The organism is Campylobacter hepaticus, assembly GCF_001687475.2.
GTDB classification, from domain to species: domain Bacteria; phylum Campylobacterota; class Campylobacteria; order Campylobacterales; family Campylobacteraceae; genus Campylobacter_D; species Campylobacter_D hepaticus.
Map to the genome: position 1 here is coordinate 1,432,292 of NZ_CP031611.1, position 21,751 is coordinate 1,454,042.

Annotated in this window: 22 protein-coding genes; 10 read left to right on the forward strand and 12 right to left on the reverse strand. The window is 29.1% G+C overall.

The window, feature by feature from the left end:
* Positions 1–33 precede the first annotated feature (33 nt).
* The 6 genes from fliF (at position 34) to ubiE (ending at position 6,836) form a co-directional block, all read left to right on the forward strand.
* Complete coding sequence (gene fliF / locus A2J15_RS07115; RefSeq protein ID WP_066777814.1) at positions 34–1,716, forward strand: flagellar basal-body MS-ring/collar protein FliF; 1,683 nt, start codon at positions 34–36, stop codon at positions 1,714–1,716.
* Positions 1,716–2,744, forward strand: a complete 1,029-nt coding sequence (fliG, locus tag A2J15_RS07120) for a flagellar motor switch protein FliG (protein ID WP_066777817.1) — start codon at positions 1,716–1,718, stop codon at positions 2,742–2,744. Before fliF ends, fliG begins: the two co-directional genes overlap by 1 nt.
* A gap of 9 nt (positions 2,745–2,753) precedes the next feature.
* Positions 2,754–3,575: a flagellar assembly protein FliH gene (gene fliH, locus A2J15_RS07125; protein WP_066777820.1), complete on the forward strand. Its 822-nt coding sequence runs from the start codon at positions 2,754–2,756 to the stop codon at positions 3,573–3,575.
* The gene (dxs, locus tag A2J15_RS07130) at positions 3,568–5,412 is read left to right on the forward strand and encodes a 1-deoxy-D-xylulose-5-phosphate synthase (RefSeq protein ID WP_066777824.1); all 1,845 of its coding nucleotides are present in this window, start codon (positions 3,568–3,570) and stop codon (positions 5,410–5,412) included. The genes fliH and dxs overlap by 8 nt, the downstream gene beginning before the upstream one ends.
* 86 nt (positions 5,413–5,498) lie before the next feature.
* Positions 5,499–5,909 carry a peroxide-responsive transcriptional repressor PerR gene (perR, locus tag A2J15_RS07135; RefSeq protein ID WP_066777826.1) on the forward strand — a complete coding sequence of 137 codons (411 nt, stop codon included), beginning with the start codon at positions 5,499–5,501 and terminating at the stop codon, positions 5,907–5,909.
* Between the two features lie 219 nt (positions 5,910–6,128).
* A complete protein-coding gene (gene ubiE, locus A2J15_RS07140; RefSeq protein ID WP_066777828.1) occupies positions 6,129–6,836 on the forward strand; it encodes a bifunctional demethylmenaquinone methyltransferase/2-methoxy-6-polyprenyl-1,4-benzoquinol methylase UbiE in 708 nt (235 codons plus the stop codon).
* Here ubiE and A2J15_RS07145 read toward each other — a convergent pair.
* The 3 genes from A2J15_RS07145 to A2J15_RS07155 are packed head-to-tail and all read right to left on the reverse strand — an operon-like array spanning position 6,833 to position 9,753.
* Positions 6,833–8,326, reverse strand: a complete 1,494-nt coding sequence (locus A2J15_RS07145; protein ID WP_066777830.1) for a tripartite tricarboxylate transporter permease — start codon at positions 8,324–8,326, stop codon at positions 6,833–6,835. The two genes, ubiE and A2J15_RS07145, sit on opposite strands and share 4 nt — an antisense overlap.
* Positions 8,327–8,335: 9 nt before the next feature.
* Positions 8,336–8,791, reverse strand: a complete 456-nt coding sequence (locus tag A2J15_RS07150; RefSeq protein WP_066777833.1) for a tripartite tricarboxylate transporter TctB family protein — start codon at positions 8,789–8,791, stop codon at positions 8,336–8,338.
* A complete protein-coding gene (locus A2J15_RS07155; protein ID WP_066777836.1) occupies positions 8,788–9,753 on the reverse strand; it encodes a Bug family tripartite tricarboxylate transporter substrate binding protein in 966 nt (321 codons plus the stop codon). Before A2J15_RS07155 ends, A2J15_RS07150 begins: the two co-directional genes overlap by 4 nt.
* 173 nt (positions 9,754–9,926) lie before the next feature.
* On the opposite strand from A2J15_RS07155, the gene xseA reads away from it, so the two are divergent.
* A complete protein-coding gene (gene xseA, locus A2J15_RS07160) occupies positions 9,927–11,090 on the forward strand; it encodes an exodeoxyribonuclease VII large subunit (RefSeq protein WP_066777838.1) in 1,164 nt (387 codons plus the stop codon).
* Between the two features lie 10 nt (positions 11,091–11,100).
* Positions 11,101–12,177 carry a phosphoserine transaminase gene (serC, locus tag A2J15_RS07165; protein ID WP_066777841.1) on the forward strand — a complete coding sequence of 359 codons (1,077 nt, stop codon included), beginning with the start codon at positions 11,101–11,103 and terminating at the stop codon, positions 12,175–12,177.
* A gap of 42 nt (positions 12,178–12,219) precedes the next feature.
* On the opposite strand, the gene A2J15_RS07170 is transcribed toward serC, so the two are convergent.
* The 6 genes from A2J15_RS07170 to A2J15_RS07195 all read right to left on the reverse strand — a co-directional run bounded on the left by A2J15_RS07170 (position 12,220) and on the right by A2J15_RS07195 (position 15,521).
* A complete protein-coding gene (locus A2J15_RS07170; protein ID WP_066777844.1) occupies positions 12,220–13,194 on the reverse strand; it encodes a beta-ketoacyl-ACP synthase III in 975 nt (324 codons plus the stop codon).
* On the reverse strand, positions 13,187–14,173 hold the full coding sequence (gene plsX, locus A2J15_RS07175) for a phosphate acyltransferase PlsX (RefSeq protein WP_066777847.1): 987 nt from the start codon (positions 14,171–14,173) through the stop codon (positions 13,187–13,189). The genes A2J15_RS07170 and plsX overlap by 8 nt, the downstream gene beginning before the upstream one ends.
* Before the next feature lie 5 nt (positions 14,174–14,178).
* Positions 14,179–14,325: a 50S ribosomal protein L32 gene (gene rpmF / locus A2J15_RS07180; protein ID WP_066777849.1), complete on the reverse strand. Its 147-nt coding sequence runs from the start codon at positions 14,323–14,325 to the stop codon at positions 14,179–14,181.
* Between the two features lie 27 nt (positions 14,326–14,352).
* Positions 14,353–14,706: a hypothetical protein gene (locus tag A2J15_RS07185; RefSeq protein ID WP_066777852.1), complete on the reverse strand. Its 354-nt coding sequence runs from the start codon at positions 14,704–14,706 to the stop codon at positions 14,353–14,355.
* Between the two features lie 4 nt (positions 14,707–14,710).
* Positions 14,711–15,124, reverse strand: a complete 414-nt coding sequence (ndk, locus tag A2J15_RS07190; protein WP_066777855.1) for a nucleoside-diphosphate kinase — start codon at positions 15,122–15,124, stop codon at positions 14,711–14,713.
* A gap of 112 nt (positions 15,125–15,236) precedes the next feature.
* Entirely contained in the window at positions 15,237–15,521 is a 285-nt protein-coding gene (locus A2J15_RS07195) for a DUF362 domain-containing protein (RefSeq protein WP_066777857.1), read from the reverse strand.
* A 168-nt stretch (positions 15,522–15,689) separates the two neighbouring features.
* Here A2J15_RS07195 and A2J15_RS07200 point away from each other — a divergent pair, with 168 nt between their 5' ends.
* Both A2J15_RS07200 and flhB read left to right on the forward strand, forming a co-directional pair.
* Entirely contained in the window at positions 15,690–16,286 is a 597-nt protein-coding gene (locus A2J15_RS07200) for a peroxiredoxin (protein WP_066777860.1), read from the forward strand.
* A 105-nt stretch (positions 16,287–16,391) separates the two neighbouring features.
* Complete coding sequence (gene flhB, locus A2J15_RS07205) at positions 16,392–17,489, forward strand: flagellar biosynthesis protein FlhB (protein WP_066777862.1); 1,098 nt, start codon at positions 16,392–16,394, stop codon at positions 17,487–17,489.
* Here flhB and motB read toward each other — a convergent pair.
* From motB to polA, 3 genes are read right to left on the reverse strand one after another with little or no spacing between them, the layout of a single operon-like run.
* Entirely contained in the window at positions 17,486–18,229 is a 744-nt protein-coding gene (motB, locus tag A2J15_RS07210) for a flagellar motor protein MotB (RefSeq protein ID WP_066777865.1), read from the reverse strand. The genes flhB and motB overlap by 4 nt on opposite strands.
* A 2-nt stretch (positions 18,230–18,231) precedes the next feature.
* Positions 18,232–19,008: a flagellar motor stator protein MotA gene (gene motA, locus A2J15_RS07215; RefSeq protein ID WP_066777868.1), complete on the reverse strand. Its 777-nt coding sequence runs from the start codon at positions 19,006–19,008 to the stop codon at positions 18,232–18,234.
* Between the two features lie 15 nt (positions 19,009–19,023).
* Entirely contained in the window at positions 19,024–21,663 is a 2,640-nt protein-coding gene (gene polA, locus A2J15_RS07220; RefSeq protein ID WP_066777870.1) for a DNA polymerase I, read from the reverse strand.
* Positions 21,664–21,751 lie beyond the last annotated feature (88 nt).

Below are 21,751 nucleotides of genomic sequence, written 5' to 3' on the forward strand. Positions count from 1 at the left end.
ATGCTAATTTATTAAATTGAGGGATGAGGACTAATGGATTTTAAAAATATGTTTCATCAAATTGGACAGCTTTATCAAAACTTAACTCGAAAGCAGCGTATAGTGATTGCTGCATCTGTTATTATTGTGGTTGGTTTTTTGGTATTTTTAGCTTTATTTCGTGGAAATGGAAGTGGTGTAAGTAATGGATATGCTGTTTTAGTTGAAAATGTAAGTCCAAGTTCTTCAGCTGCTATAGTAGCTAAGTTAGAGCAAAATAATATACCTTATAAATTAGAAAGTGAAAATAAAATTTTAGTCCCACAAGATCAAGTTTATCGCCAAAGAATGTTTATTGCAAGTGAAGGACTTATTAAAGATAGTCGTGTGGGTTTTGAAGCTTTTGATACCCAGGCTTTTGGAGCTACAAATGAAGAACAAAGAGTAAAATATCAAAGAGCTATTGAAGGAGAACTTGCAAGGACTATAGAAACTTTAGATCCTATACGTAGTGCAGTAGTGCATATAGCTTTTCCAAAAGAAAGTGTTTTTACTGAAAGACAAATACCTCCTACTGCTTCAGTTGTTGTTAATGTACGTGAGGGTCTTAAGCTGACTAGAAAACAAATTGATGGGATTAAAAATATTGTTTCTGCTGCTGTTGCAAAGCTTAGCAAGGAAAATGTTAAAATCAGTGATCAAAGCGGTGTGCCTCTTGATGAGCAAGAAGCATATGAAGATGATTTAGTTCGTGCACAAATTAAATTTAAAAGCGATCAAGAAAAGGCTTTAGAAGATAAAATTATAGAAAATTTAGCTCCTTTTGCAGGGGGTAGAGATAAAGTAAAAGTAAGTGTTAATATAGATTTTGATTTCTCTAAACAAGAATCACAAAGTGAGGTTTATGATCCAAATCCTATAGTAAGAAGTGAGCAAACTCTAAATGAAGAAAGAACGGGCAGAAAAGATCCTGAAATTCAAGGAGTCCCTGGTGCAGTTTCTAATATAGGTCCAGTTGAAGGACTTGATAATAAAGGACAAATTGATACTTATAAAAAAAATCAAGTCACTACAAACAATGAACTTTCTAAAACTATTACGAGTATTAAAAAGCAGTTTGCAACAGTTATTCGTACTTCTGCTGCTGTTACTATTGATGGTAAATATCAAGATGTTGTTGATGAAAATGGTGATCTTAAAAGCGAGTATATTCCATTAAGCAAGGAAGAGCTTGCAAGTGTTGAAAGTATAGTTAAAAATACTATTAATTTTAGTGCTACAAGAGGAGATAGTGTTGTGGTACAAAATTTACCATTTCATCGTGAATCAATTAGAGTTGAAAGTAAAGTTAAAACTTTTTATAACCGTTTTGTTGAGCCATTTATCCCACCAGTTAAATATTTTATTGCGGCGATTTTGCTTTTTATTTTTTACAAAAAAATTATTGCTCCATTTGCTCAAAAAATGCTTGAAGATGTTGCAGCTCAAGAAGAAATGGAACAAGGTTCAAATGCTGTGTTAGATGATGCTGAAGATGCTTTAGAGAAATTTAATGCAGCAAGAAAAAAAGTTGAAGAGCAATTAGGCTTTGGAGATAATTTTAATGAAGATTCTATTCAATATGAAGTTTTGCTTGAAAAATTGCGTAGTTTGGTGAGTGATAAAAGTGAAGAAATTGCTGCACTTTTGCAAAATTTAATTCAAAACGATAGTGAATTTGGCGAAAAGGATATGTAATGATAAAGCTTAGCGAAGAACAAAAAATGGTTTATGATGATTTATCTATGCCCGAAAAGGTAGCGATATTTCTTATACAACTTGGTGAAGATGCTACAACTTCTGTATTTTCGCATATGGAAATTGATGTTATTACTGAAATTTCTCGTTATATTGCTATGGCTAAAAATGTTGATCGTTCTGTAGCCACTGCAGTTTTGGAAGAATTTTATACCTTGCTTCAATCTAATCAATTTATTAAAAGTGGTGGTTTAGAATATGCTAAAGAAATACTTTTTCGTACTTTTGGGCCAGAAATTGCAAATAAAATTCTTGAAAAACTTACTAAAAGTATGGAAAATAACCAGAATTTTTCATATTTGGCGCAAATTAAACCCCAACAGCTTGCAGATTTTATTACTAAAGAACACCCACAAACTATCGCTCTTATTTTAGCTCATATGGATTCAATTCATGCGGCTGAAACTTTAGAGTATTTTAGTGATGAATTAAGAGCTGAGGTTGTTATAAGAATGGCAAATCTTGGTGATATTTCTCCAAGTATTATTAAAAGAGTTTCAGCTGTACTTGAAAGTAAACTTGAAAGTCTTACTTCTTACAAAGTTGAAGTGGGTGGTCCTAGAGCTGTAGCAGAAGTACTTAATCGTTTAGGTCAAAAAGCAAGTAAATCAACTATTACTTATATAGAACAAAGCGATGAACGTTTAGCTGAAACTATTAAAGAACTTATGTTTACTTTTGATGATATACAAAAACTTAGTACTCAGGCTATAAGAGAGATTTTAAAAACTGCTGATAAGCGTGATTTAATGATAGGCTTAAAAGGTGCAAGCGAAGAATTAAAACAAAAATTTTTAGCAAATATGTCTGCGCGTGCAAGCGAAGCTTTTCTTGAAGAAATGGGATTTTTAGGAGCTGTACGTGTGAAAGATGTTGAAGATGCACAAAGGAAGGTAGTAGAAGTCGTTCAAAAACTTGCAGAACAAGGGCTTGTGCAAACAGGTGATGCAGATGAAATGATAGAATAGGTGGATATAATGATTAATCGTAGTAATGTTATTTCAGGTGGAAATTCTAATCAACATGTTGTAGAAGGGTATCGTTTTAAAGTTATTTCTGAATTTGATAATCATGTAGTAGAGCATCATCTCCAAAATTCAAATGAGGAGAATGATAAAAGAACTCATGAAGATGTAGTTCAAGAAAATCAAAGTATAGTCTCTACACAAACTATACAAGAATCACAAATTCAGACATTTCAGCCAAATTTTGTTGAAGATTTACTTAAAAAAACTGATGAAATGTCAAGTAATATTATTAAACTTCAAATGCAAATTGAAAGTCAAGAAAATGAATTTAATAATCGTTTAAATTCAGAACTTGAAAATGCTAAAGAGAAATTCACTAAAGAAGGTTTTGATAAGGCAAAAGAGGAATTTCAAAAAGAATTAGATGAACTTAAAGATAAGTATTTAAAAAGTATAGCAAAACTTGATGATGCTTGTGCTAATTTAGAAATTTTTATAGAGAAAAATGAAAAAGAATTAGCTCAAACAGCTATAGATATTGCCAAAGAGGTGATCTTAAAGGAGTTAGAGCTTGATTCTCAAAAAATAGCTTATGCTTTAGCTAAAGATTTAATTAGTGAGCTTAAAGGTGCTAGTGCTATTGAACTTAAGATTAATGCTCAAGATTATGAGTATTTAAAAGAGCAATTTAGTCAAGATACTCATATTAAAGTCAGTCTTGATGATGCTATTAGTAAAGGCAGTGTTGTTATTATTAGTGATGCGGGTAATATAGAATCTAATCTTAACTCCCGTTTGATGAAAATTAAAAAAATGGTCAATAATGAATAAAAAATTTGCCCACACTAAAGAAGAATTAGAAAAATTAAGTTTAAAAGAATTAGAAGATCTTGCTGTTTTAATACGTGAAAAAATTATACAAGTAGTCAGTCAAAATGGTGGACATTTAAGTTCAAATTTAGGTGCTGTTGAGCTTAGTATAGCAATGCATTTGATTTTTGATGCTAATAAGGATCCTTTTATTTTTGATGTATCTCACCAATCTTATACACATAAACTTTTAAGTGGAAAAGAAGATATTTTTCATTCTTTAAGACAAATTAATGGTTTAAGTGGTTATACAAAACCTAGTGAAGGAGATTATTTTGTTGCTGGACATTCAAGCACTTCTATTTCTTTGGCACTTGGTGCGTGTAAGGCTATTGCTTTAAAAAAACAAAAGCGCACTCCTATAGTTTTAATAGGTGATGGGGCTTTGAGTGCAGGAATGGTTTATGAGGCTTTAAATGAATTAGGTGATTCTAAATTTCCTTGTGTAATCCTTTTAAATGATAATGAAATGAGTATTTCAAAACCTATAGGTGCCATTTCAAAATATCTTTCTCAAGCTATGGCAACACAGTTTTATCAAAATTTTAAAAAGCGTATAGCAAAGATGCTTGATGTGTTACCTAATAGTGCTACTTATATAGCAAAACGTTTTGAAGAAAGTTTTAAACTTATTACTCCTGGACTTTTATTTGAAGAATTAGGTTTAGAATATATTGGCCCTATTGATGGCCATAATTTAGCTGAAATTATTGTGGCTTTAAAACAAGCTAAAGCTATGCAAAAACCTTGTGTAGTACATGCTCAAACTATTAAGGGTAAGGGTTATATTTTAGCAGAGGGAAAGCATGCAAAATGGCATGGAGTAGGAGCTTTTGATATAGATAGCGGAGAAAGTATTAAAAATATTGATATTAAAAAATCAGCTACTGAAATTTTTTCTCAAAATTTATTGAATTTGGCTTTAAAATATGAAAATATTGTTGGAGTCACTGCTGCTATGCCAAGTGGGACTGGGCTTGATAAGCTTATAGATAAGTATCCTAATCGTTTTTGGGATGTAGCTATTGCAGAACAACATGCTGTTACTTCTATGGCTGCTATGGCAAAAGAAGGGTTTAAGCCTTTTGTAGCTATTTATAGTACTTTTTTACAACGTGCTTATGATCAGATCATTCATGATTGTGCGATTATGAATTTAAGTATTGTTTTTGCTATAGATAGAGCAGGAATAGTTGGTGAAGATGGAGAAACACATCAAGGTGTTTTTGATGTTAGTTTTTTAGCGCCTTTGCCTAATTTCACTCTTTTGGCTCCTAGAGATGAACAAATGATGCAAAAAATAATGGAATACTCTTATTTGCATAAAGGACCTATAGCTTTTCGTTATCCTAGGGGAAGTTTTATTTTGGATAAAGAATTTAATTCTTGCGAAATAGAGTTTGCTAAAGCTCAGTGGCTTGTTAAAAATGATAGCAAGATTGTTTTCCTAGGTTATGGTCAAGGGGTAGGTAAAGCATGGCAGGTTTTAAAATCTTTGCAAGCAATAGGAAAAGATGCGAATTTAATTGATCTGATTTTTATAAAACCTTTGGATGAGGAATTATTGTCTTATCTTGCTAAAAAAAGTGAAATTTGGTTTGTTTTTAGTGAAAATGCTAAAATTGGAGGTGTGGGAAGTTTGATCAATAATTTTTTGCAAAAATATGATTTTCAAATTAAACTTATCAGTTTTGAATATGAAGATTGTTTTATTGAACACGGTAAAAGTAGCGAAGTAGAAAAAATTTTGCATAAAGATACTAATAGTTTATTTGATGAAGTCTTAAAAATTTTATAATTAAATAATAAAAAATATTATTTGATATAAACTTTTTTTAATTAAAATTTTATTATTATTTCCTCTTAAAAAATAAGGATATTAAAATGGAATTGTTAGAAATGCTTAGAAAACATGAATTAAAGGCTACTCCACAGAGGCTTTGCGTTTTAAAAATCTTAAAAAGGCATGAACATCCTAATATTGATGAATTGTATGCAGAAATTAAAAAAGAGTATCCTTCAATTTCTTTAGCCACAGTTTACAAAAATCTTAACACCTTGCAAGAACAAGGTTTGGTTGTTGAAATTAATGTTTTAAATCAAAAAACTTGTTATGATATTTATGAAGAGAAACATATTCATGTTGTTTGTTCTAAATGTGGTAATATAAATGATTTAAATTTTCAAGATGTGAAACTTGATGAATATCAAGAATATTTAGAAAAAAAATTAGGCAATTTGATTAACCATTTATCAGTTTGTGCTTATGTTCACAGGTGTAAAGAATGTTCTTAAATAAATTAAGAAAATAACCCTTTTTAGGGTTATTTTAGTATTTTTAAAATTCTTATAAATATTTTTTAAAATATCGATAATTTTATAAAAATAAACTTAAAATTCTTCAAGATTTTTTATCATAAAAATTTTTAATATTATTGTATAATTTTGAATATAAAAATAGGTTTTATAAATTAAAAGACAAGAAAATTATAAAAGCTATAATTAAGGATAATAATGCAAAAGCAAGATAAAATTATAAATATGTTTAATGAAATAGCTCCAACTTATGATAAAACTAATAGAATTTTAAGTTTTGGTGTTGATGTAAGTTGGCGCAAATTCGCTTGTAAAAGAGTTTTAAAGCTTTGTGAAAAAGATGATATAGTTATACTGGATGTGGCTTGTGGAACAGGAGATATGATAAATATTTGGCAAAATAGTGCTAAAAAATTAAACAAAAATATACTCAATCTCAAAGGTGTTGATCCAAGTAAAGGTATGTTAAATATAGCAAAACAAAAATTTCCAAATATTGATTTTATAAAAGCTCAAGCACAAGAATTACCTTTACAAAATGAAAGCACTGATATTATAAGTATAAGTTATGGAATACGTAATGTGGTAGAGAGAAAAAAAGCTTTAAGTGAGTTTTCACGAGTGCTTAAACAAAATGGAATTTTTTTAATTTTAGAATTTGTTAAAAGAGAAAATGATGGTTTTATAGGGTTTTGCAGGGATTTTTATCTTAAAAATATTTTGCCAAATTTAGGTGCAATTATAAGTAAAAATAAAAGTGCTTATGAATATTTACCTAATTCCATAGAAAGTTTTTTGAGTAAAGATGAAATGATTATTGAGTTAGAACAAGCAGGTTTTAAGATGCTTGAATTTAAAAGTTTTAGTTTTGGTGTGAGCTCTATGTTTATAGCTAAGAAAATCTAAATCTTAGATTTTCTTAATTTTTTTATTAAAAGTGGTAATATTATAATTAATATAGCCCCTACAAGTAAAATAGGAGCTATAGATCCACTCCAAAGTATTGATAAATCTCCATTGCTAATAGATAATGCTCTTCTTAGATTGGTTTCTAATTGTTCTCCTAATACAAAACCAAGTATAAGAGGAGCCATTGGAAATTCAAGTTTTCTTAAAATATAAGCTAGGATACCTATGATTAAGATTAAAATTATATCAAAGCTTGTGCTATTAATAGAATAAATTCCTATAATTGAAACAATAATTATAATAGGGGCTAAACTCCACATAGGTATACTTAAAATTTTAACAAAAATTCTAATTAGGGGTAAATTCATCAAAAGTAAAACTACATTAGCAAATAATAAAGAAGCTATAAGCCCCCATACTATATTTGCTTGTTCGCTAAACATTGTAGGACCTGGGGTGATATTATAAAGTGTTAATGCTCCCATCATTACTGCAGTTGTTCCTGAACCTGGAAGTCCAAGTGTGAGCATAGGGATAAAAGATCCGCAAGCTGAGGCATTATTAGCTGCTTCAGGGGCTGCAACACCTTTTAAATCTCCTTGTCCAAATTTGCCTTTTATGCCAGCTATTTTTTTCTCACTCATATAAGTAATAGCACTAGCTATAGTTGCTCCAGCGCCTGGTAAAACTCCTACAAAAAATCCTAAGATAGAAGATCTTATAATGGCTGAAAAACAAAGAAAAAATTCTTTAAGATTAACTAAAATTTTACCTGTTTTATTAATAATATTTTGACTTGTACGAGTATTTTCTAATATGAAAAAAATTTCACTAACAGAAAAAAGACCTATAACTAAAATAATAAAAGAAATTCCATCATATAAATGAGGATTGTCAAAGGTAAAGCGATAAACACCTGTATTTCCATCTATACCTATGGTGGTTAAAAAAAGACCTATTAAGGCTGAGAGAAAAGATCTTATGGGTTTTTGAGCTAACATGCTTCCTAAACTTGCTAAACCAAAAATAATAAGAGCAAAATATTCAGCAGGTCCAAATTTTAAAGACCACTGTGCAATCAGTGGAGCAAAAAGTATAATACCACAAATTGCTATAAAAGAACCAATAAAAGAACTAAGTGCTGAGATGCTTAAGGCTTTTCCTGCTAAGCCTTTTTTAGCTAAAGGATGCCCATCTAAAGTAGTCATAATGGCTGCTGCATCTCCTGGTATTCCAAGAAGTATAGAAGAAATTCTGCCTCCATATTCACAACCCATATAAACTGTTGCAAGTAAAATAATGGCAGATTCTGCAGGTAAGTTCATTCCAAAAGCTAGAGGGAGTAAAATAGCTACTCCATTAATAGGTCCAAGTCCTGGAAGCATACCTACTATAGTGCCTATAAAACAGCCTATTAATGCTATTAAAATATTGTAAGGATCTAAAGCTATATTAAATCCTTGCATTAAATACATCCAAGTATCCATAATTTTCCTTTAATTAAAATGATTAAAGATAAAGCCAAATGGCAAAGTAATTTGTAATACATTATCAAAAAAATAATATAGAATAATGCTACTTAATATAGAAAAAATACAAGCTTTAGGCAAGGTTGTTTTAAAAAGCAAAGTCATGATAAATATTAGTAAAAATGTACAAAGCATAAAGCCTAAGAGTTCAAAAAAAATGGCATAGAGTAAAAGGGCTAAAGTTAAAATAATAAATTTTTTCCAAAAAATGAAATCACCCCATTTAAGCCCATTATTTTTAGAAATAAAAATTAAAAATAAAGAGAAAAAGGAGATAAGAATTAAAATTCCTATCGGAAAAGCACGAGGTCCTAGGGGTTCATAATTAAAATCTGAATGTATACTTAAACCTTTATAAATTCCAATTAAACTAATAATGAGCAAGATCCCTGCAATAATTTTTATACTTGAAATCGTTTTCATTTTATAAGCTTAAATTCTTTGGCTAATGTTCTATATTGTTCAGTTTGTTTTTTAACAAAATCTTCTAAATCTTTACCATTTTTGTTAAATTCAAATAAGGATCTTTGATTAAGTTGATCTTTGTATTCTTGAGTTTTTTGGAATTTTTCAAATGCATTAAGCCACCAATTATAAGCTTCATTAGAAACTTTTGATCCCATATAATAAGCTCTAAGTGTAGGCCATTCTACTTCATAACCTAGTTCTTTAGCAGTTGGAATATCAGCTAGAATTCCAGGAAGCCTTTTTGGAGAAAAAATTGCTAAAACTCTAATAGTTTTTGTTTTAATTTGAGGTATGAGTTCAGCTACACCTGCACTAATGACATCAATGTGATTTCCTAAGAGTGAAGTTAAAGCATCACCTCCTCCTTCAAAGGCTACATAACGTATTTTTTTCACATCAACATTAATGGCTTTTGCAAGCAAAGCTGTTTGCATCCAATCTTGTCCTCCTATAGATCCTCCAGCACCTATACTAATAGAGTTGGGATCTTTTTGTAAAGCTTTTATTAAATCTTCTAGATTTTTATAAGGAGAATCTGCTTTTACGGCTATCATACCATAATCTACGCCTGCTGAAGCAAGCCATTTAACATCATTTTCATTGTATTTTCCATGTTTTCCTGTAGCTATATTAAGTAAGGTTCCACTTGAAAAAGCCACTACTACATTACCATCTTTAGATCTATTATTAACCATGGTATTATAAGCTACAACACCTACTCCACCAGGCATATAAGTGACTCTTATAGGAGTTGAGATAATTTTAGTATCAAGCATACCAACTTGAATGAGTTTACATGTTAAATCAAATCCACCTCCAGGTTGAGCTGGAGCAATGCATTCAGGACGTTTTGGTTCTTGAGCAAAACTTAATATAGTGCTAAAAGCTAAAATAGAGCAAAAAATTTTTAATTTCATGATAAAATCCTTTAAGTTTTAAGTTTGAAATATATAAGTATTATATATAATATTTTTTCTAAAATTTTACTATTTAGTTGAGATTAGACTTAAAAATTTTTAAAAAAGTGTAACTTTATTATACAAAATCAATATATTGATACAATTTGTAATAATTTATATTTGGAAAATTGATGAATGTAAGTGAATTAAATTTAAAAGCTAAGGCTTTATTGGAGACGCATTTTGATGATATTGTTTTAAGCGGAGAACTTTCAAAAATTACTATGCATGGTTCAGGACATTGGTATTTTGATTTAAAGGATGAAAAATCTAGCATAGCTTGTGCTATGTTTAAAAATGCTAATTTAAAAGTGGATTTTAAACCAAAGCTTGGTGATTTTTTAGAACTTATTGGAAGTGTAAGTTTATATGTTGAAAGTGGACGTTATCAATTTATCGCAAATAGCATGAAAAAAGCAGGATTTGGAGATTTAGAGGCACAATTTTTAGCTTTAAAAGAACGTTTGCAAAAAGAAGGACTTTTTGATACATGTTTTAAAAAGAAATTGCCAAAATTTCCTAAAAAAGTGGGTATTATTACTTCAAAAACTTCAGCAGCTTTGCAAGATATGTTAAAACTTATTAATCAAAAAGAATATTTTTTAGCTAAAATTTATGTTTTTAATGCTTTAACTCAGGGAAATCAAGCACCTTCTTCTCTTATAAAAGCTTTACAAAGAGCTGATACTATGGATTTAGATCTTATTGTTATTGCACGTGGTGGAGGGAGTAGAGAGGATCTTTTTTGTTTTAATGATGAAAACTTAGCAAGAGAAATTTTTAAAGCTAATACTCCTATTATTTCAGCAATTGGACATGAGATTGATTATGTAATTAGCGATTTTGTTGCAGATTATAGAGCTCCAACACCTTCTGCAGCTATTGATATTTTGTTTTTTTCAAAGTTAAATTTAGAACAAAATTTAGATTTATTAGAAGAAAAATTATTACAATGTTTGCAAAATAAAATACAAAATTGTAATCATATGCTTTTAAATTTAAATAAAATTTTTAAAGCTAATTCTTTGCCTAAAATATTAGATGAAAAAATAAAACAAAGTTATGCTATAGAGAAACAATTTTATAATTTAATCATAAATCAGTTGAGTTTTAATAAATTAAAATTAGAAAAATTGCAAAATGCTTATTTGCAGCATGAAAATTTCTTTAATAAAAGTAAAAAATTTGTTTGTGTTAAAAAAGATAATAAAATAATAAGTTTAGAAGAACTTAAAGCTGATGATATGATAATTTTAACTTCTCAAACTTCTCAAAAAGAAGCAAAAATTTTATAAAGGATATATTATGAGAAAAATTAATTTTAGCGCTGGACCATCAACTTTACCTTTAGAAATTTTAAAACAAGCCCAAGAGCAATTGTGTGATTATCAAGGAAAAGGTTATTCTATTATGGAAATTTCACACCGAACCAAGGTGTTTGAAGAAGTACATTTTGGCGCGCAAGAAAAAGCTAAAAGACTCTATGGCTTAAATGAGGATTATGAGGTCTTGTTTTTACAAGGTGGGGCAAGTTTACAATTTGCTATGATTCCTATGAATTTAGCTTTAAATGGAATTTGTGAATATGCTAATACTGGAATTTGGACAAATAAAGCAATTAAAGAAGCTCAGATTTTGGGTATAAAAGTAAAAATTGTTGCAAGTAGTCAAGAAAATAATTTTAATCATATTCCTGATGTAGAATTTAGTGATAATGCCGATTATGCTTATATTTGTTCTAATAATACTATTTATGGTACACAATATCAAAATTATCCTAAAACTAAAGCCCCTTTAATCGTTGATGCTTCAAGTGATTTTTTTTCTAAAAAGGTAGATTTTTCCAATATAGCTTTTTTTTATGGAGGAGTACAAAAAAATGCAGGGATATCAGGTTTAAGTTGTATTTTTATCCGTAAAGATATGTTAGAAAGATCACAGAATAAAAAAATTCCTAGTATGTTAAGTTATGCTATTCATGCACAAAATAATTCTTTGTTTAATACGCCTCCAACTTTTGCCATTTATATGTTTAATCTTGAAATGGATTGGCTTTTAAATCAAGGTGGGCTTGATAAGGTGTATGAAAATAATTTTAAAAAAGCTAATATACTTTATAATTGTATTGATAGTAGTGAAGGTTTTTATCAAGGACATGCTAAGAAAAAAGATAGATCTTTAATGAATGTGAGTTTTAATATTCCTATAAATACAGATTTAGAATCTGTATTTATAGATGAAGCTCAAAAAGAGGGCATGATAGGTCTTAAAGGACATAGAATTTTAGGTGGGATTCGTGCAAGTATTTATAATGCTTTAAATTTAGACCAAGTAGAAATATTATGTGAATTTATGAAAAAATTTCAAGAAAAATATGCATAATTTTAATGTGAAGATAATAAATTTAGTTTATTGAAAAATAAATTAAAAATCTTCACCACCAAATTTTAAAAGAGCAGAACCCCAAGTGAAGCCACCTCCAAAAGCATCAAGTAAAATTAAATTTCCTTTTTTAAGACGCTTTTGTTCATAAGCATCATTCATAGCCATAGGTATAGATGCAGCTGAAGTATTACCATATTTTTGTACAGTAATAACGCATTTTTCATCATCTAGATTAAGTCTTTCCTGTACAGCTTTAATAATACGTAAATTTGCTTGATGCGGAATAAAAAGATCTATATCTTGAGCTGAGATTTTATTTTTATTTAAAAGAGCTATAACATCATTGCTAAGTGTATTTATAGCTATTTTAAATACTTCATTGCCTTTCATTTGCATAGAAAGGGTTTGGCAAAGATTTGATTTTGGTGATCTTTGGGTCATTAAAAGATCGCCAAAATTCCCATTACTTGCAGTATGTACATCAAGAATGTGGTTTTTATCATCTAAACTTACAACTGCAGCACCAGCACCATCTCCAAAAAGTATACAAATGCTTCTATCGCTATAATTCATAATAGAACTTGTTTTTTCAGCTCCTATAATAAGGACATTTTTTTTTAATCCACTTTCAACGAGGGCTTTAGCTTGTTCAAGTAAATAAATAAAGCCCGAACAAGCAGCTGAAATATCAAAAGCTGTAATATTTATAAGTCCTAGGTTTGAAGCGATTTTACAAGCTGTTGAAGGCATGGTAAAATAATCAGGACTTAATGTTGCTACTAAAATAGCATCAATATCTTTAGTTTGTAAATTTGCCCTTTGTATGGCTTTAATAGCTGCCTTTGTACCTAAATCACTTGTATTTTCATTTTCATTAGCAATGCGTCTTTCTTTAATTCCTGTGCGTTTAACTATCCACTCATCACTTGTATCAACCATTTTTTCAAGATCAGTATTGCTTAAAATTTTTTCTGGAATATAAGAAGCTATGCTTTTAAGACAGGCTTTATACATTATATTTTTCCAATTCTTTTTCTATAAGTTCATTAATATGAGATTGGCTAAAATTTATAGCTTGAAAGATTGCATTTTTAATAGCCTTAGCATCGCTTTTTCCATGACTTATAATTACACAACCATTAACTCCAAGTAAAGGAGCTCCACCATATTCTTTCCAGTCTGTATGTTTTTTTAATTTTTTAAAAGGTGATTTTATCAATAAGGCGCCAAGTTTGAAAATAAATGAACGATTTATTTCATCTTTTAAAAGATGAAATATTGCTGTTGCAACACCTTCACAAGCTTTTAAAATGGAATTTCCAACAAAACCATCACAAATTAAAATATCTATTTGTCCATTAAAAATATCCCTACCTTCAGCATTACCTATGAAATTAGGAATTTTTTTCATGAGTTGGTGACTTTCTTTGGTTAGATCATTGCCTTTAGATTCTTCTTCTCCATTAGAAAGTAAAGCAAGACGTGGATTTGGAATTTGCATAATTTCTTTAGCATAAACTTCACCCATTATAGCAAATTGAAATAAATTTTCAGCTTTACAATCTGTATTGGCCCCTACATCCAAAAGTAAAGTTTTATTAACAATATTTGGCATTAAAGTAGCAATAGCAGGTCTTAAAATGCCTTTAAGTCTACCTAGTTTTAAGGTCGCTAAAGACATGCTTGCACCGCTATGACCAGCTGAAACTACAGCATCTACTTTTTTTTCTTTCAATAAATTAATAGCCTTATATATAGTTGTTTCTTTATTTTTTAAAGCATCAGTAGCATGTTCATTCATTGAGAAAATTTCACTTGCTTCTTCATATTGTATATATTGTTCTAATTTTTTAGGTATTAAAGGTTTTAAAATTTTAGAATTTCCCACCAAAATAGCATGAAAAGGCTTTGTTTCTAAAGCCTTTATAACGCCTTTTATAATGGGTTTTTCTCCAAAATCACCACCCATTGCATCAATGGCAATGCTTATCATAGATTTTAATATTCCTTAGTTACTGGATTTGCACGATGAGGTATTTTATAGCTTCCATCTTTATCTTTTATAGGCATAGGAAGACTAATTTTATAATGAGTTCTACGTTTAGCTGCACGAGTTTTGCTCACTCTTCTTTTTGGTACTGCCATTTTATCTCCTTTGTATATAAATTTAAATTATTTACTGCAGTTTTTGCAGTAAAAATAATCACTTAAATAAGCTTCAAGTTCACTTATAGCAAGTTCTATTAAGTTTATTTCTCCATGAAAAAACTCTATAGTATTGCTTAATTCATTTATATTGTCTTTAAAAATACCATCGCTTGCAAAGAGTTCTAATTTTTCTTTAATTATAAGTTTTAGTTCTGCTCCGCATCTATCACAAGGTTTATAGATATATCCTTGCATTGTGGCATTTATTTTAACAAGTTTATGATTTATTTTTGTTAAATTTCCTTTGAAAATTATATTTTCGAGATTAATTTCAAAAGGATATTCTTTTGTATTAATCTTAGAAAAAGAGATTTTCATTTAATTAACAAATTTCATCTGGCTTAAAGAAAAAATTTATTTCAATATTAGCGTTTTCTAAGCTATCACTCCCATGAACTGCATTTGCATCAATACTTTGGGCAAAATCAGCTCTAATAGTTCCTTTTTTAGCTTCTTTAGGATCGGTTGCTCCCATTAAATCTCTATTTTTTAATACAGCGTTTTCACCTTCTAAGACAGAAATAACAACAGGACCACTAATCATAAATTCAACCAAATTTTTAAAAAAAGGTCTTTCTTTATGGATAGCATAAAAATTTTGAGCTTGTTCTTTGCTGAGTTGAATTTTTTTCATTGCAGCAATTCTTAATCCATTGCTTTCAAAACGATCTAAAATTTTTCCTATAACACCTTTTTTAACAGCATCAGGTTTAATTATAGATAAAGTTTTTTCCATTTTTAAAATAACTCCTTATTTGAATAAAGCTTAAAATTATACTTAAATTTGTTTAAAAAAAATTAAATCTTTAAGAAAATAGCTATTTCATTAGCCTGTGAAATTTTTATAATTATATGAAAACTGCTGTATTTTCATTTCTCATTTGCGTGTTAATATTATCGCGCCCAGGTTGACCTGGTTCTATAGTACTCCATACTATACATGCATCGGTTGGACAAGCACTAGCACAGGCTGGTTGATCATTATATCCTATACATTCAACACATTTATTTGCATAAATATAATATCTTTCTTGATTTTCTGGGTTATCAACATCATCAACAATAGCATTTACTGGACATTCATCTATGCAAGAACCGCATGCAATGCAGCTATCTGTAATTTTTACAGCCATTTTATCTCCTTAAATTTTTTAATATTATTTATTTAGGTATGTAATAAAGATAATTTTATCATAAAATAATTTATATGATTCCAACTCTTAAATATTTAAAGAAAAATTAAAGATTCAAATTGATATAATTTGACTTTTTGATAAAAATTTTATTTAAGGGAGTAATTTATGATAGTTACTAAAAAAGCTTTAGATTTCACTGCCCCAGCAGTATTGGGAAATAATGAAATTGTTCAAGATTTTAATCTTTATAAAAATATTGGCCCAAAAGGTGCAGTCGTATTTTTTTATCCAAAAGATTTTACTTTTGTATGTCCTTCTGAAATTATTGCTTTTGATAAAAGATACCAAGAGTTTAAAAATCGTGGTATAGAAGTGATTGGAATTTCAGGTGATAATGAATTTTCGCACTTTGCTTGGAAAAATACTCCTATAAATAATGGCGGTATAGGTCAGGTTCAATTTCCACTTGTTGCTGATTTAACTAAACAAATTGCTAGAAATTTTGATATACTTTATGCTGAAGCTGTAGCTCTTCGAGGTTCATTTTTGCTTGATGCTGATGGTACAGTGCGCCATGCAGTAATTAATGATTTGCCATTGGGTAGAAATATTGATGAGATGTTAAGAATGGTAGATACTATGCTTTTTACTAATGAACACGGTGAAGTTTGTCCAGCAGGTTGGCATAAAGGTGATGAAGGTATGAAAGCTAGTCCTAAAGGTGTAGCAGAGTATCTTAATAAAAATGAAGCCAGACTTTAATTTTTAAGATCCTAAATAGGATCTTTTTACTTCTTGATCTTTCTTTTAATGATAATTTATATGTTTTATTTGTATAATTTTTTAAATTTTTGTTTTAGGTAAATTATGCCAAGTGATGATGAAGAAAAAACAGAAGAACCCACGTCCAAAAAAATAGAAGATGCTCGTAAAGAAGGTAATGTTCCAAAATCTCAAGATGCAGCAGCTGTAGTCAGTTTAATAGTTGGAATAACTATACTTTTATTTATGATAGATTTTATAGGTCAAAGGGTTGTTGCTTTATATAGGTATTATCAAAGTTTTATTGGTGTTGAGTTTAATTTACGTCTTATTCAAGCTATTATGGTTGAAAGTATTTTTGAGATTTTAATTATTTTAGCACCTGTGGTTTTAAGTATTATGATTGCAGGTATTTTAGGAAATGTAATGCAATTTGGTTTTCTTTTTACTACTAAACCTATTACTCCAAATTTAGACAAAATCAATCCTTTAAAAGGTTTAAAAAATCTTTTTTCTTTAAAAAAATTGGTTGAAAGTTTAAAAATTATTTTAAAAGTAAGCATTGTTTTTATTATAGCTTTTATAGTTTTTCTTAGATTTATACAAGAACTTCCAAGAGTTGAGCTTTATAATATAGTTAATCAACTCATTTGGTTAAGAGATAAAACTATTATTCTAGTAGCTGTTGTAATAATTGCTTTTTTAATTATTGCGGTTTTAGATCTTTTTTTAGTGCGTTTTCAATATTTTAAGAGTTTACGCATGAGTAAACAAGAAATTAAAGATGAATATAAACAAATGGAAGGTGATCCTCAGGTTAAAAGTAGAATACGTAGACTTCAAATGGAAGCTGCGCGTCGCCGTATGATTCAAGATGTTGCAGGAGCAGATGTGGTAATTACTAATCCAACACATTATGCTGTTGCCATCCGTTATGATACAAGCAAGGAGCAAGCACCACGTATTGTGGCTAAAGGAGTAGATTTTTTAGCTTTACGTATCAAAAAAGTAGCTTATGAAAATAATGTTGTTGTTTATGAGAATCCACCTTTAGCTAGAGAGCTTTATAAAGTTTGTGATATTAATGATTTGATTCCTAGGGAAATGTTTAAGGCAGTAGCTGAAGTATTGGGTTTTATTTATAATACAAACAATAAAAACCGTTTAGCTACTCAAGTAAATAAAGAGGTTAAAAACACTTAAAGTGATTTTCCTCCTATTTTATTTATAAGATCAAGAACTGATTTTTGAGTATTTGTATCTGTTGTATCGACTTTAAAATATATTTCTACTCTATTATTTTCTAAGGCTTGTGGATTGTTGTTAATAGGATTATTAAGCCCATAACTTTTAATGCTGATATTTTTTAAATTAGCTCCACCTTCGATAAAATATTTTAAGACATTTTCTGCTCTTTTATAGGCAAGTTCGTAACTTCTTAAACTTGAATCACTATTATCTGTATAGCCTCTAATTTCTATTTTTGTTTGAGGAGGTAAGTAACTTGTAAGTTCAACCATGCGTTTTAAATAATCTTGTATATCTGATGAAATGATTTGAAAACTTCCTCTTTCAAATTCTACTTTAGAAGGGAGATTGAGTGCGATTTGATCCTCACTTTGATCAAGTGCTGCTTGAAGACGATCAATCGTTTCTTGTTGTGTTGTTGTCATTTGTTTTAAAGATTTAAGTTCATCGCTTTCTTCTTTTGAAGCAGCTTTATATTTTTCTTGAGTTTTACTTTCTTCTTTAATAGTTTGAGTTGAGGTATAGTCAAAAATTTTTATAAATTCTGTTTTTAAGGCTTCTACTTTAGCAGGATTAGTTTTTGAAATGGCCCATAAGGCAATAAAAAGTGCTAAAAGTAAGCTAAGAAAATCTGCATAAGGTACAGCCCATTTTTCTCCTGCTGGGCACTCAGGACATTTGTGTTTTTTAGCCATAATTAACCTTTATCAAATTGTGAAATTTTAGGATCATCGTGGCTTAAAAAATTGAAAAGTTTTGCTTCTAAATCTCTAGGATTGGCTCCTTCTGCGATACCTTTTATTGCTTCAGTGATAACAATTTGTTCTTTAACAAAATCCATACCATTAGCTTTCATTTTTTTACCCCAAGGTGCAAAAAGCGCATAAGCACCAAAAATTCCAGTAACTGTAGCAGTAAAAGCACCTGAAATACCTGCTGCCATAGCTTGAGGATTATCAAGGAGTTTAAGGGCTAAAATAAGACCAAAAACTGCTCCAACAAGACCCATAGTTGGACAAGTTTCTCCAAATACTATCCAATATTCTGCACATTCTTTATAGTGTTCTTCAAGTTGTTCAGTTTGAATTTCCATGCTTTCATGAATTTCTTCAAAGCTTTTTCCATCTACTAGCATCATCATAGCATTTTTTAAAAATTCATTTTCAATTTCATTAGTTCTTGATTCTAGTGCTAAAAGTCCATCACGGCGTGCAATAATTGCAAATTCTATTAATTGAGCTATTCTTTCAGGTAAATTAACACCAGAACCTTTAAAAACAACTTTGAGTTCTTTATACGCTGCTTTTACAATTTTTTTATGAGTTGAAGTCATGGCGCAAAATGCGGCTGTTGGCATAACGATGAGAAAAGATGAAAGGTGAACAACGTGTAAAGGATTTCCTCCTTCTAGTATATCTCCTACTGAAATACTAGTGATTGCAAGCACCATTCCTAGTATGGTTGAAAGATCCATTCAAAATCTCCTTGATTATTTTAAATCACCCCAATTTTTGGCGATATTTGAACTTGTTTGCAAATTTACTTTTAATTTTACTATATTTTCCATAATATCCCTAGTTTTTTTTATAAAATTTTCACACAATTGATCTTTAACTTCAAAAATTAATTCATCATGAATTTGTAAAATAAGTCGTTTATCTTCATTTAATTCTTTATTTATTTCTAACATGGCAAGTTTGATAACATCAGCTGCTGATCCTTGTAGTATTGAATTAATGCTTTCTCTTTCATACATAGCAATTTGCATGGGTTTAGCATTTTCAAAATCAAAATACCGTTTTCTTCCACTTAAGGTTGTAATAAAACCTTCTTGTTTAACTTCATTTTTGACTTTTTCAAAATATTTTTTAATGCTTGTAAAATTTTCAAAATATTTTTCTATATAAGATTTGGCTAAGTGAGATTCTATTTTTAAATTTTGACTTAGGGTTTTATAGCCCATACCATAGATTAGTCCAAAATTAATGCTTTTTGCAATACTTCTTGTTTTATAATTGCTTTCACCAAAGATCATAATAGCTGTTCTTGCGTGTATGTCTTCATTGTTTGCAAAGGCATTTAATAATTTTTCATCTTCGCTAAAATGTCCTAACATTCTAAGTTCTATTTGAGAATAATCAAAACTAATAAAACTATATCCCTCTTCAGCTACGAAGCAAGATTTATAATCTTTTGCATACTGTCCATGTGCGGGAATATTTTGTAAATTAGGATCTTTAGATGAAAGGCGTCCTGTGGCTGTACCTGTTTGTAAAAAATTAGAATAAATGCGAGAATTTTGATCTTTTAGTGCAAGTTTTAATAAGGGTTCACAGTAGGTTGAATAAAGTTTAGCAAGTTCTCTATAAGCTAAAATTTTTGAAATTACTGGATGATGGTCTAAAAGTTCTTTTAAAACTTTTTCATCGGTTGAATAGCCTGTTTTAGTTTTTTTTCCACTCGGAAGTTTGAGTTTATCAAAAAGAATATCACCTACTTGTTTAGGTGAATTTAAATTAAATCTGTCTTCACAAAGTGTATAAATTTCTTCACTTAAATTTTTAATTTCAATTTCAAATTGTTTCATCAAATTTTCAAGAACATTGGTATTAAGTTTTATACCATTTTTTTCTAGATTCATAATAATTTGTATAAAATGAAATTCATAGTTTTTGGCAAGTTCAAGTAAGTTAGGTTCAAGATTTTTTAAAAAATAAAGATAAAATTTCAAGGTGATATAAGCATCTTCGGCTGCATATTTACAAGCTTTTTCAAGTTCAACGCTAGCAAAATTATCACCTTTTTTTACTAGATCTTCAAAATGTAAGGTTTTATAATTAAATAATCTTAAAGCTAAATCATCCATATTAATTTTTAAGGAGGGATTTTTAAGCCAAGCTAGAATCATGGTATCAGCATATTTTAAAGGTAAAGATAGATCAAAATTATTTTGAATGATTTCAAAATCGTATTTAAGATTATGTCCTATAACAAAATGTGTAAAGATTAGTTCTATAGCTTTTTTAGCATTTTCTAAAGAAATTTGTTTTCCAACTCCTAAATAATTATGTGTTAAAGGTACATAAAAAGCTTCTTCTTCACTCATACAAAAACTAAAACCTACAATTTTTGCTTCTTTTGTATTAAGTCCTGTAGTTTCTGTGTCAAAGGCTATAATACTTTCTTTATCAAGAGAATTTAAAATGTTGAAAAGTTTGTTTTCATCTTGAATTAAAGTAGTTTTAAAATTTGAATTAGTGTCTTTATGATCAGAGTATTGGTGTAGTTTTTTAAGTAAAGCATTAAGTTCATAATGTTTTAAAATATCAATAACTTTAAAAAGAGGATCTTCGCTAGGATATAGAGCTTTTTCTATGAAATCTTGTACTTCTAATTTATCATATAAGCAAGCAAGTTGTTTGCTTAAAAATGCATTATTTTTACCTTCTAAAAGTAGAGTACGACTTCTTTCATTGCGTATTAAAGCTAGATTTTCATAAATACTTTCTATATTGTGAAATTCATCTAATAAGTTTTTTGCTCCTTTTAAGCCTATACCTTTAACGCCAGGTATATTATCAGAACTATCTCCACAAAGTGCTAAAAAGTCTTTTATTTGTGAAGGTTTTACTCCATATTTTTCTAAACATCCAGCTTCATCGTAATTATTTTTAGAAATAGGATTATAGATACTTGATTTACCATCTTTAATAAGTTGATAAAGGTCTTTATCTTGAGTAATAATGCGCACAAAAATATCTTTATTTTCACAAGATTTTACTACAGAAGCAATAATATCATCGGCCTCATAACCTTCTTTTGAAATGCTAATAAATCCCATTTTTTCTATCATATCTATGCAAATTGGAATTTGTTCTAAGAGTTGGGGTGGAGGAGGGGTACGATTTTGTTTATAATTTGGATCAATTTGGTTGCGAAAAGTTTTACCTTTAGAATCTAAGGCAAAAATAATGTAATCACTTTGATATTCATTTTTTAAACTATAAATGAAATTAGCAAAGCCGCTAATCATTCCACTAGCTTCTCCTTTAGAATTTGTAAAATTTTTTAATGCATAATAAAGTCTAAAAAAAAATCCAAAAGTATCAATAATAGTTAGAGTTTTCATTTTAATTCTTCTTTAAATTATAGAAATTTTTTAATTTATATTATTTCAAAATTTTGCTTAAAATGTCTCAATATTAAAATATTTTTGA

Coding starts and splice junctions, on each gene's coding strand:
- fliF (WP_066777814.1), top strand. CDS start 34: ATGGATTTTAAAAATATGTTTCATCAAATTGGACAGCTTTATCAAAAC.
- fliG (WP_066777817.1), top strand. CDS start 1,716: ATGATAAAGCTTAGCGAAGAACAAAAAATGGTTTATGATGATTTATCT.
- fliH (WP_066777820.1), top strand. CDS start 2,754: ATGATTAATCGTAGTAATGTTATTTCAGGTGGAAATTCTAATCAACAT.
- dxs (WP_066777824.1), top strand. CDS start 3,568: ATGAATAAAAAATTTGCCCACACTAAAGAAGAATTAGAAAAATTAAGT.
- perR (WP_066777826.1), top strand. CDS start 5,499: ATGGAATTGTTAGAAATGCTTAGAAAACATGAATTAAAGGCTACTCCA.
- ubiE (WP_066777828.1), top strand. CDS start 6,129: ATGCAAAAGCAAGATAAAATTATAAATATGTTTAATGAAATAGCTCCA.
- A2J15_RS07145 (WP_066777830.1), bottom strand. CDS start 8,326: ATGGATACTTGGATGTATTTAATGCAAGGATTTAATATAGCTTTAGAT.
- A2J15_RS07150 (WP_066777833.1), bottom strand. CDS start 8,791: ATGAAAACGATTTCAAGTATAAAAATTATTGCAGGGATCTTGCTCATT.
- A2J15_RS07155 (WP_066777836.1), bottom strand. CDS start 9,753: ATGAAATTAAAAATTTTTTGCTCTATTTTAGCTTTTAGCACTATATTA.
- xseA (WP_066777838.1), top strand. CDS start 9,927: ATGAATGTAAGTGAATTAAATTTAAAAGCTAAGGCTTTATTGGAGACG.
- serC (WP_066777841.1), top strand. CDS start 11,101: ATGAGAAAAATTAATTTTAGCGCTGGACCATCAACTTTACCTTTAGAA.
- A2J15_RS07170 (WP_066777844.1), bottom strand. CDS start 13,194: ATGTATAAAGCCTGTCTTAAAAGCATAGCTTCTTATATTCCAGAAAAA.
- plsX (WP_066777847.1), bottom strand. CDS start 14,173: ATGATAAGCATTGCCATTGATGCAATGGGTGGTGATTTTGGAGAAAAA.
- rpmF (WP_066777849.1), bottom strand. CDS start 14,325: ATGGCAGTACCAAAAAGAAGAGTGAGCAAAACTCGTGCAGCTAAACGT.
- A2J15_RS07185 (WP_066777852.1), bottom strand. CDS start 14,706: ATGAAAATCTCTTTTTCTAAGATTAATACAAAAGAATATCCTTTTGAA.
- ndk (WP_066777855.1), bottom strand. CDS start 15,124: ATGGAAAAAACTTTATCTATAATTAAACCTGATGCTGTTAAAAAAGGT.
- A2J15_RS07195 (WP_066777857.1), bottom strand. CDS start 15,521: ATGGCTGTAAAAATTACAGATAGCTGCATTGCATGCGGTTCTTGCATA.
- A2J15_RS07200 (WP_066777860.1), top strand. CDS start 15,690: ATGATAGTTACTAAAAAAGCTTTAGATTTCACTGCCCCAGCAGTATTG.
- flhB (WP_066777862.1), top strand. CDS start 16,392: ATGCCAAGTGATGATGAAGAAAAAACAGAAGAACCCACGTCCAAAAAA.
- motB (WP_066777865.1), bottom strand. CDS start 18,229: ATGGCTAAAAAACACAAATGTCCTGAGTGCCCAGCAGGAGAAAAATGG.
- motA (WP_066777868.1), bottom strand. CDS start 19,008: ATGGATCTTTCAACCATACTAGGAATGGTGCTTGCAATCACTAGTATT.
- polA (WP_066777870.1), bottom strand. CDS start 21,663: ATGAAAACTCTAACTATTATTGATACTTTTGGATTTTTTTTTAGACTT.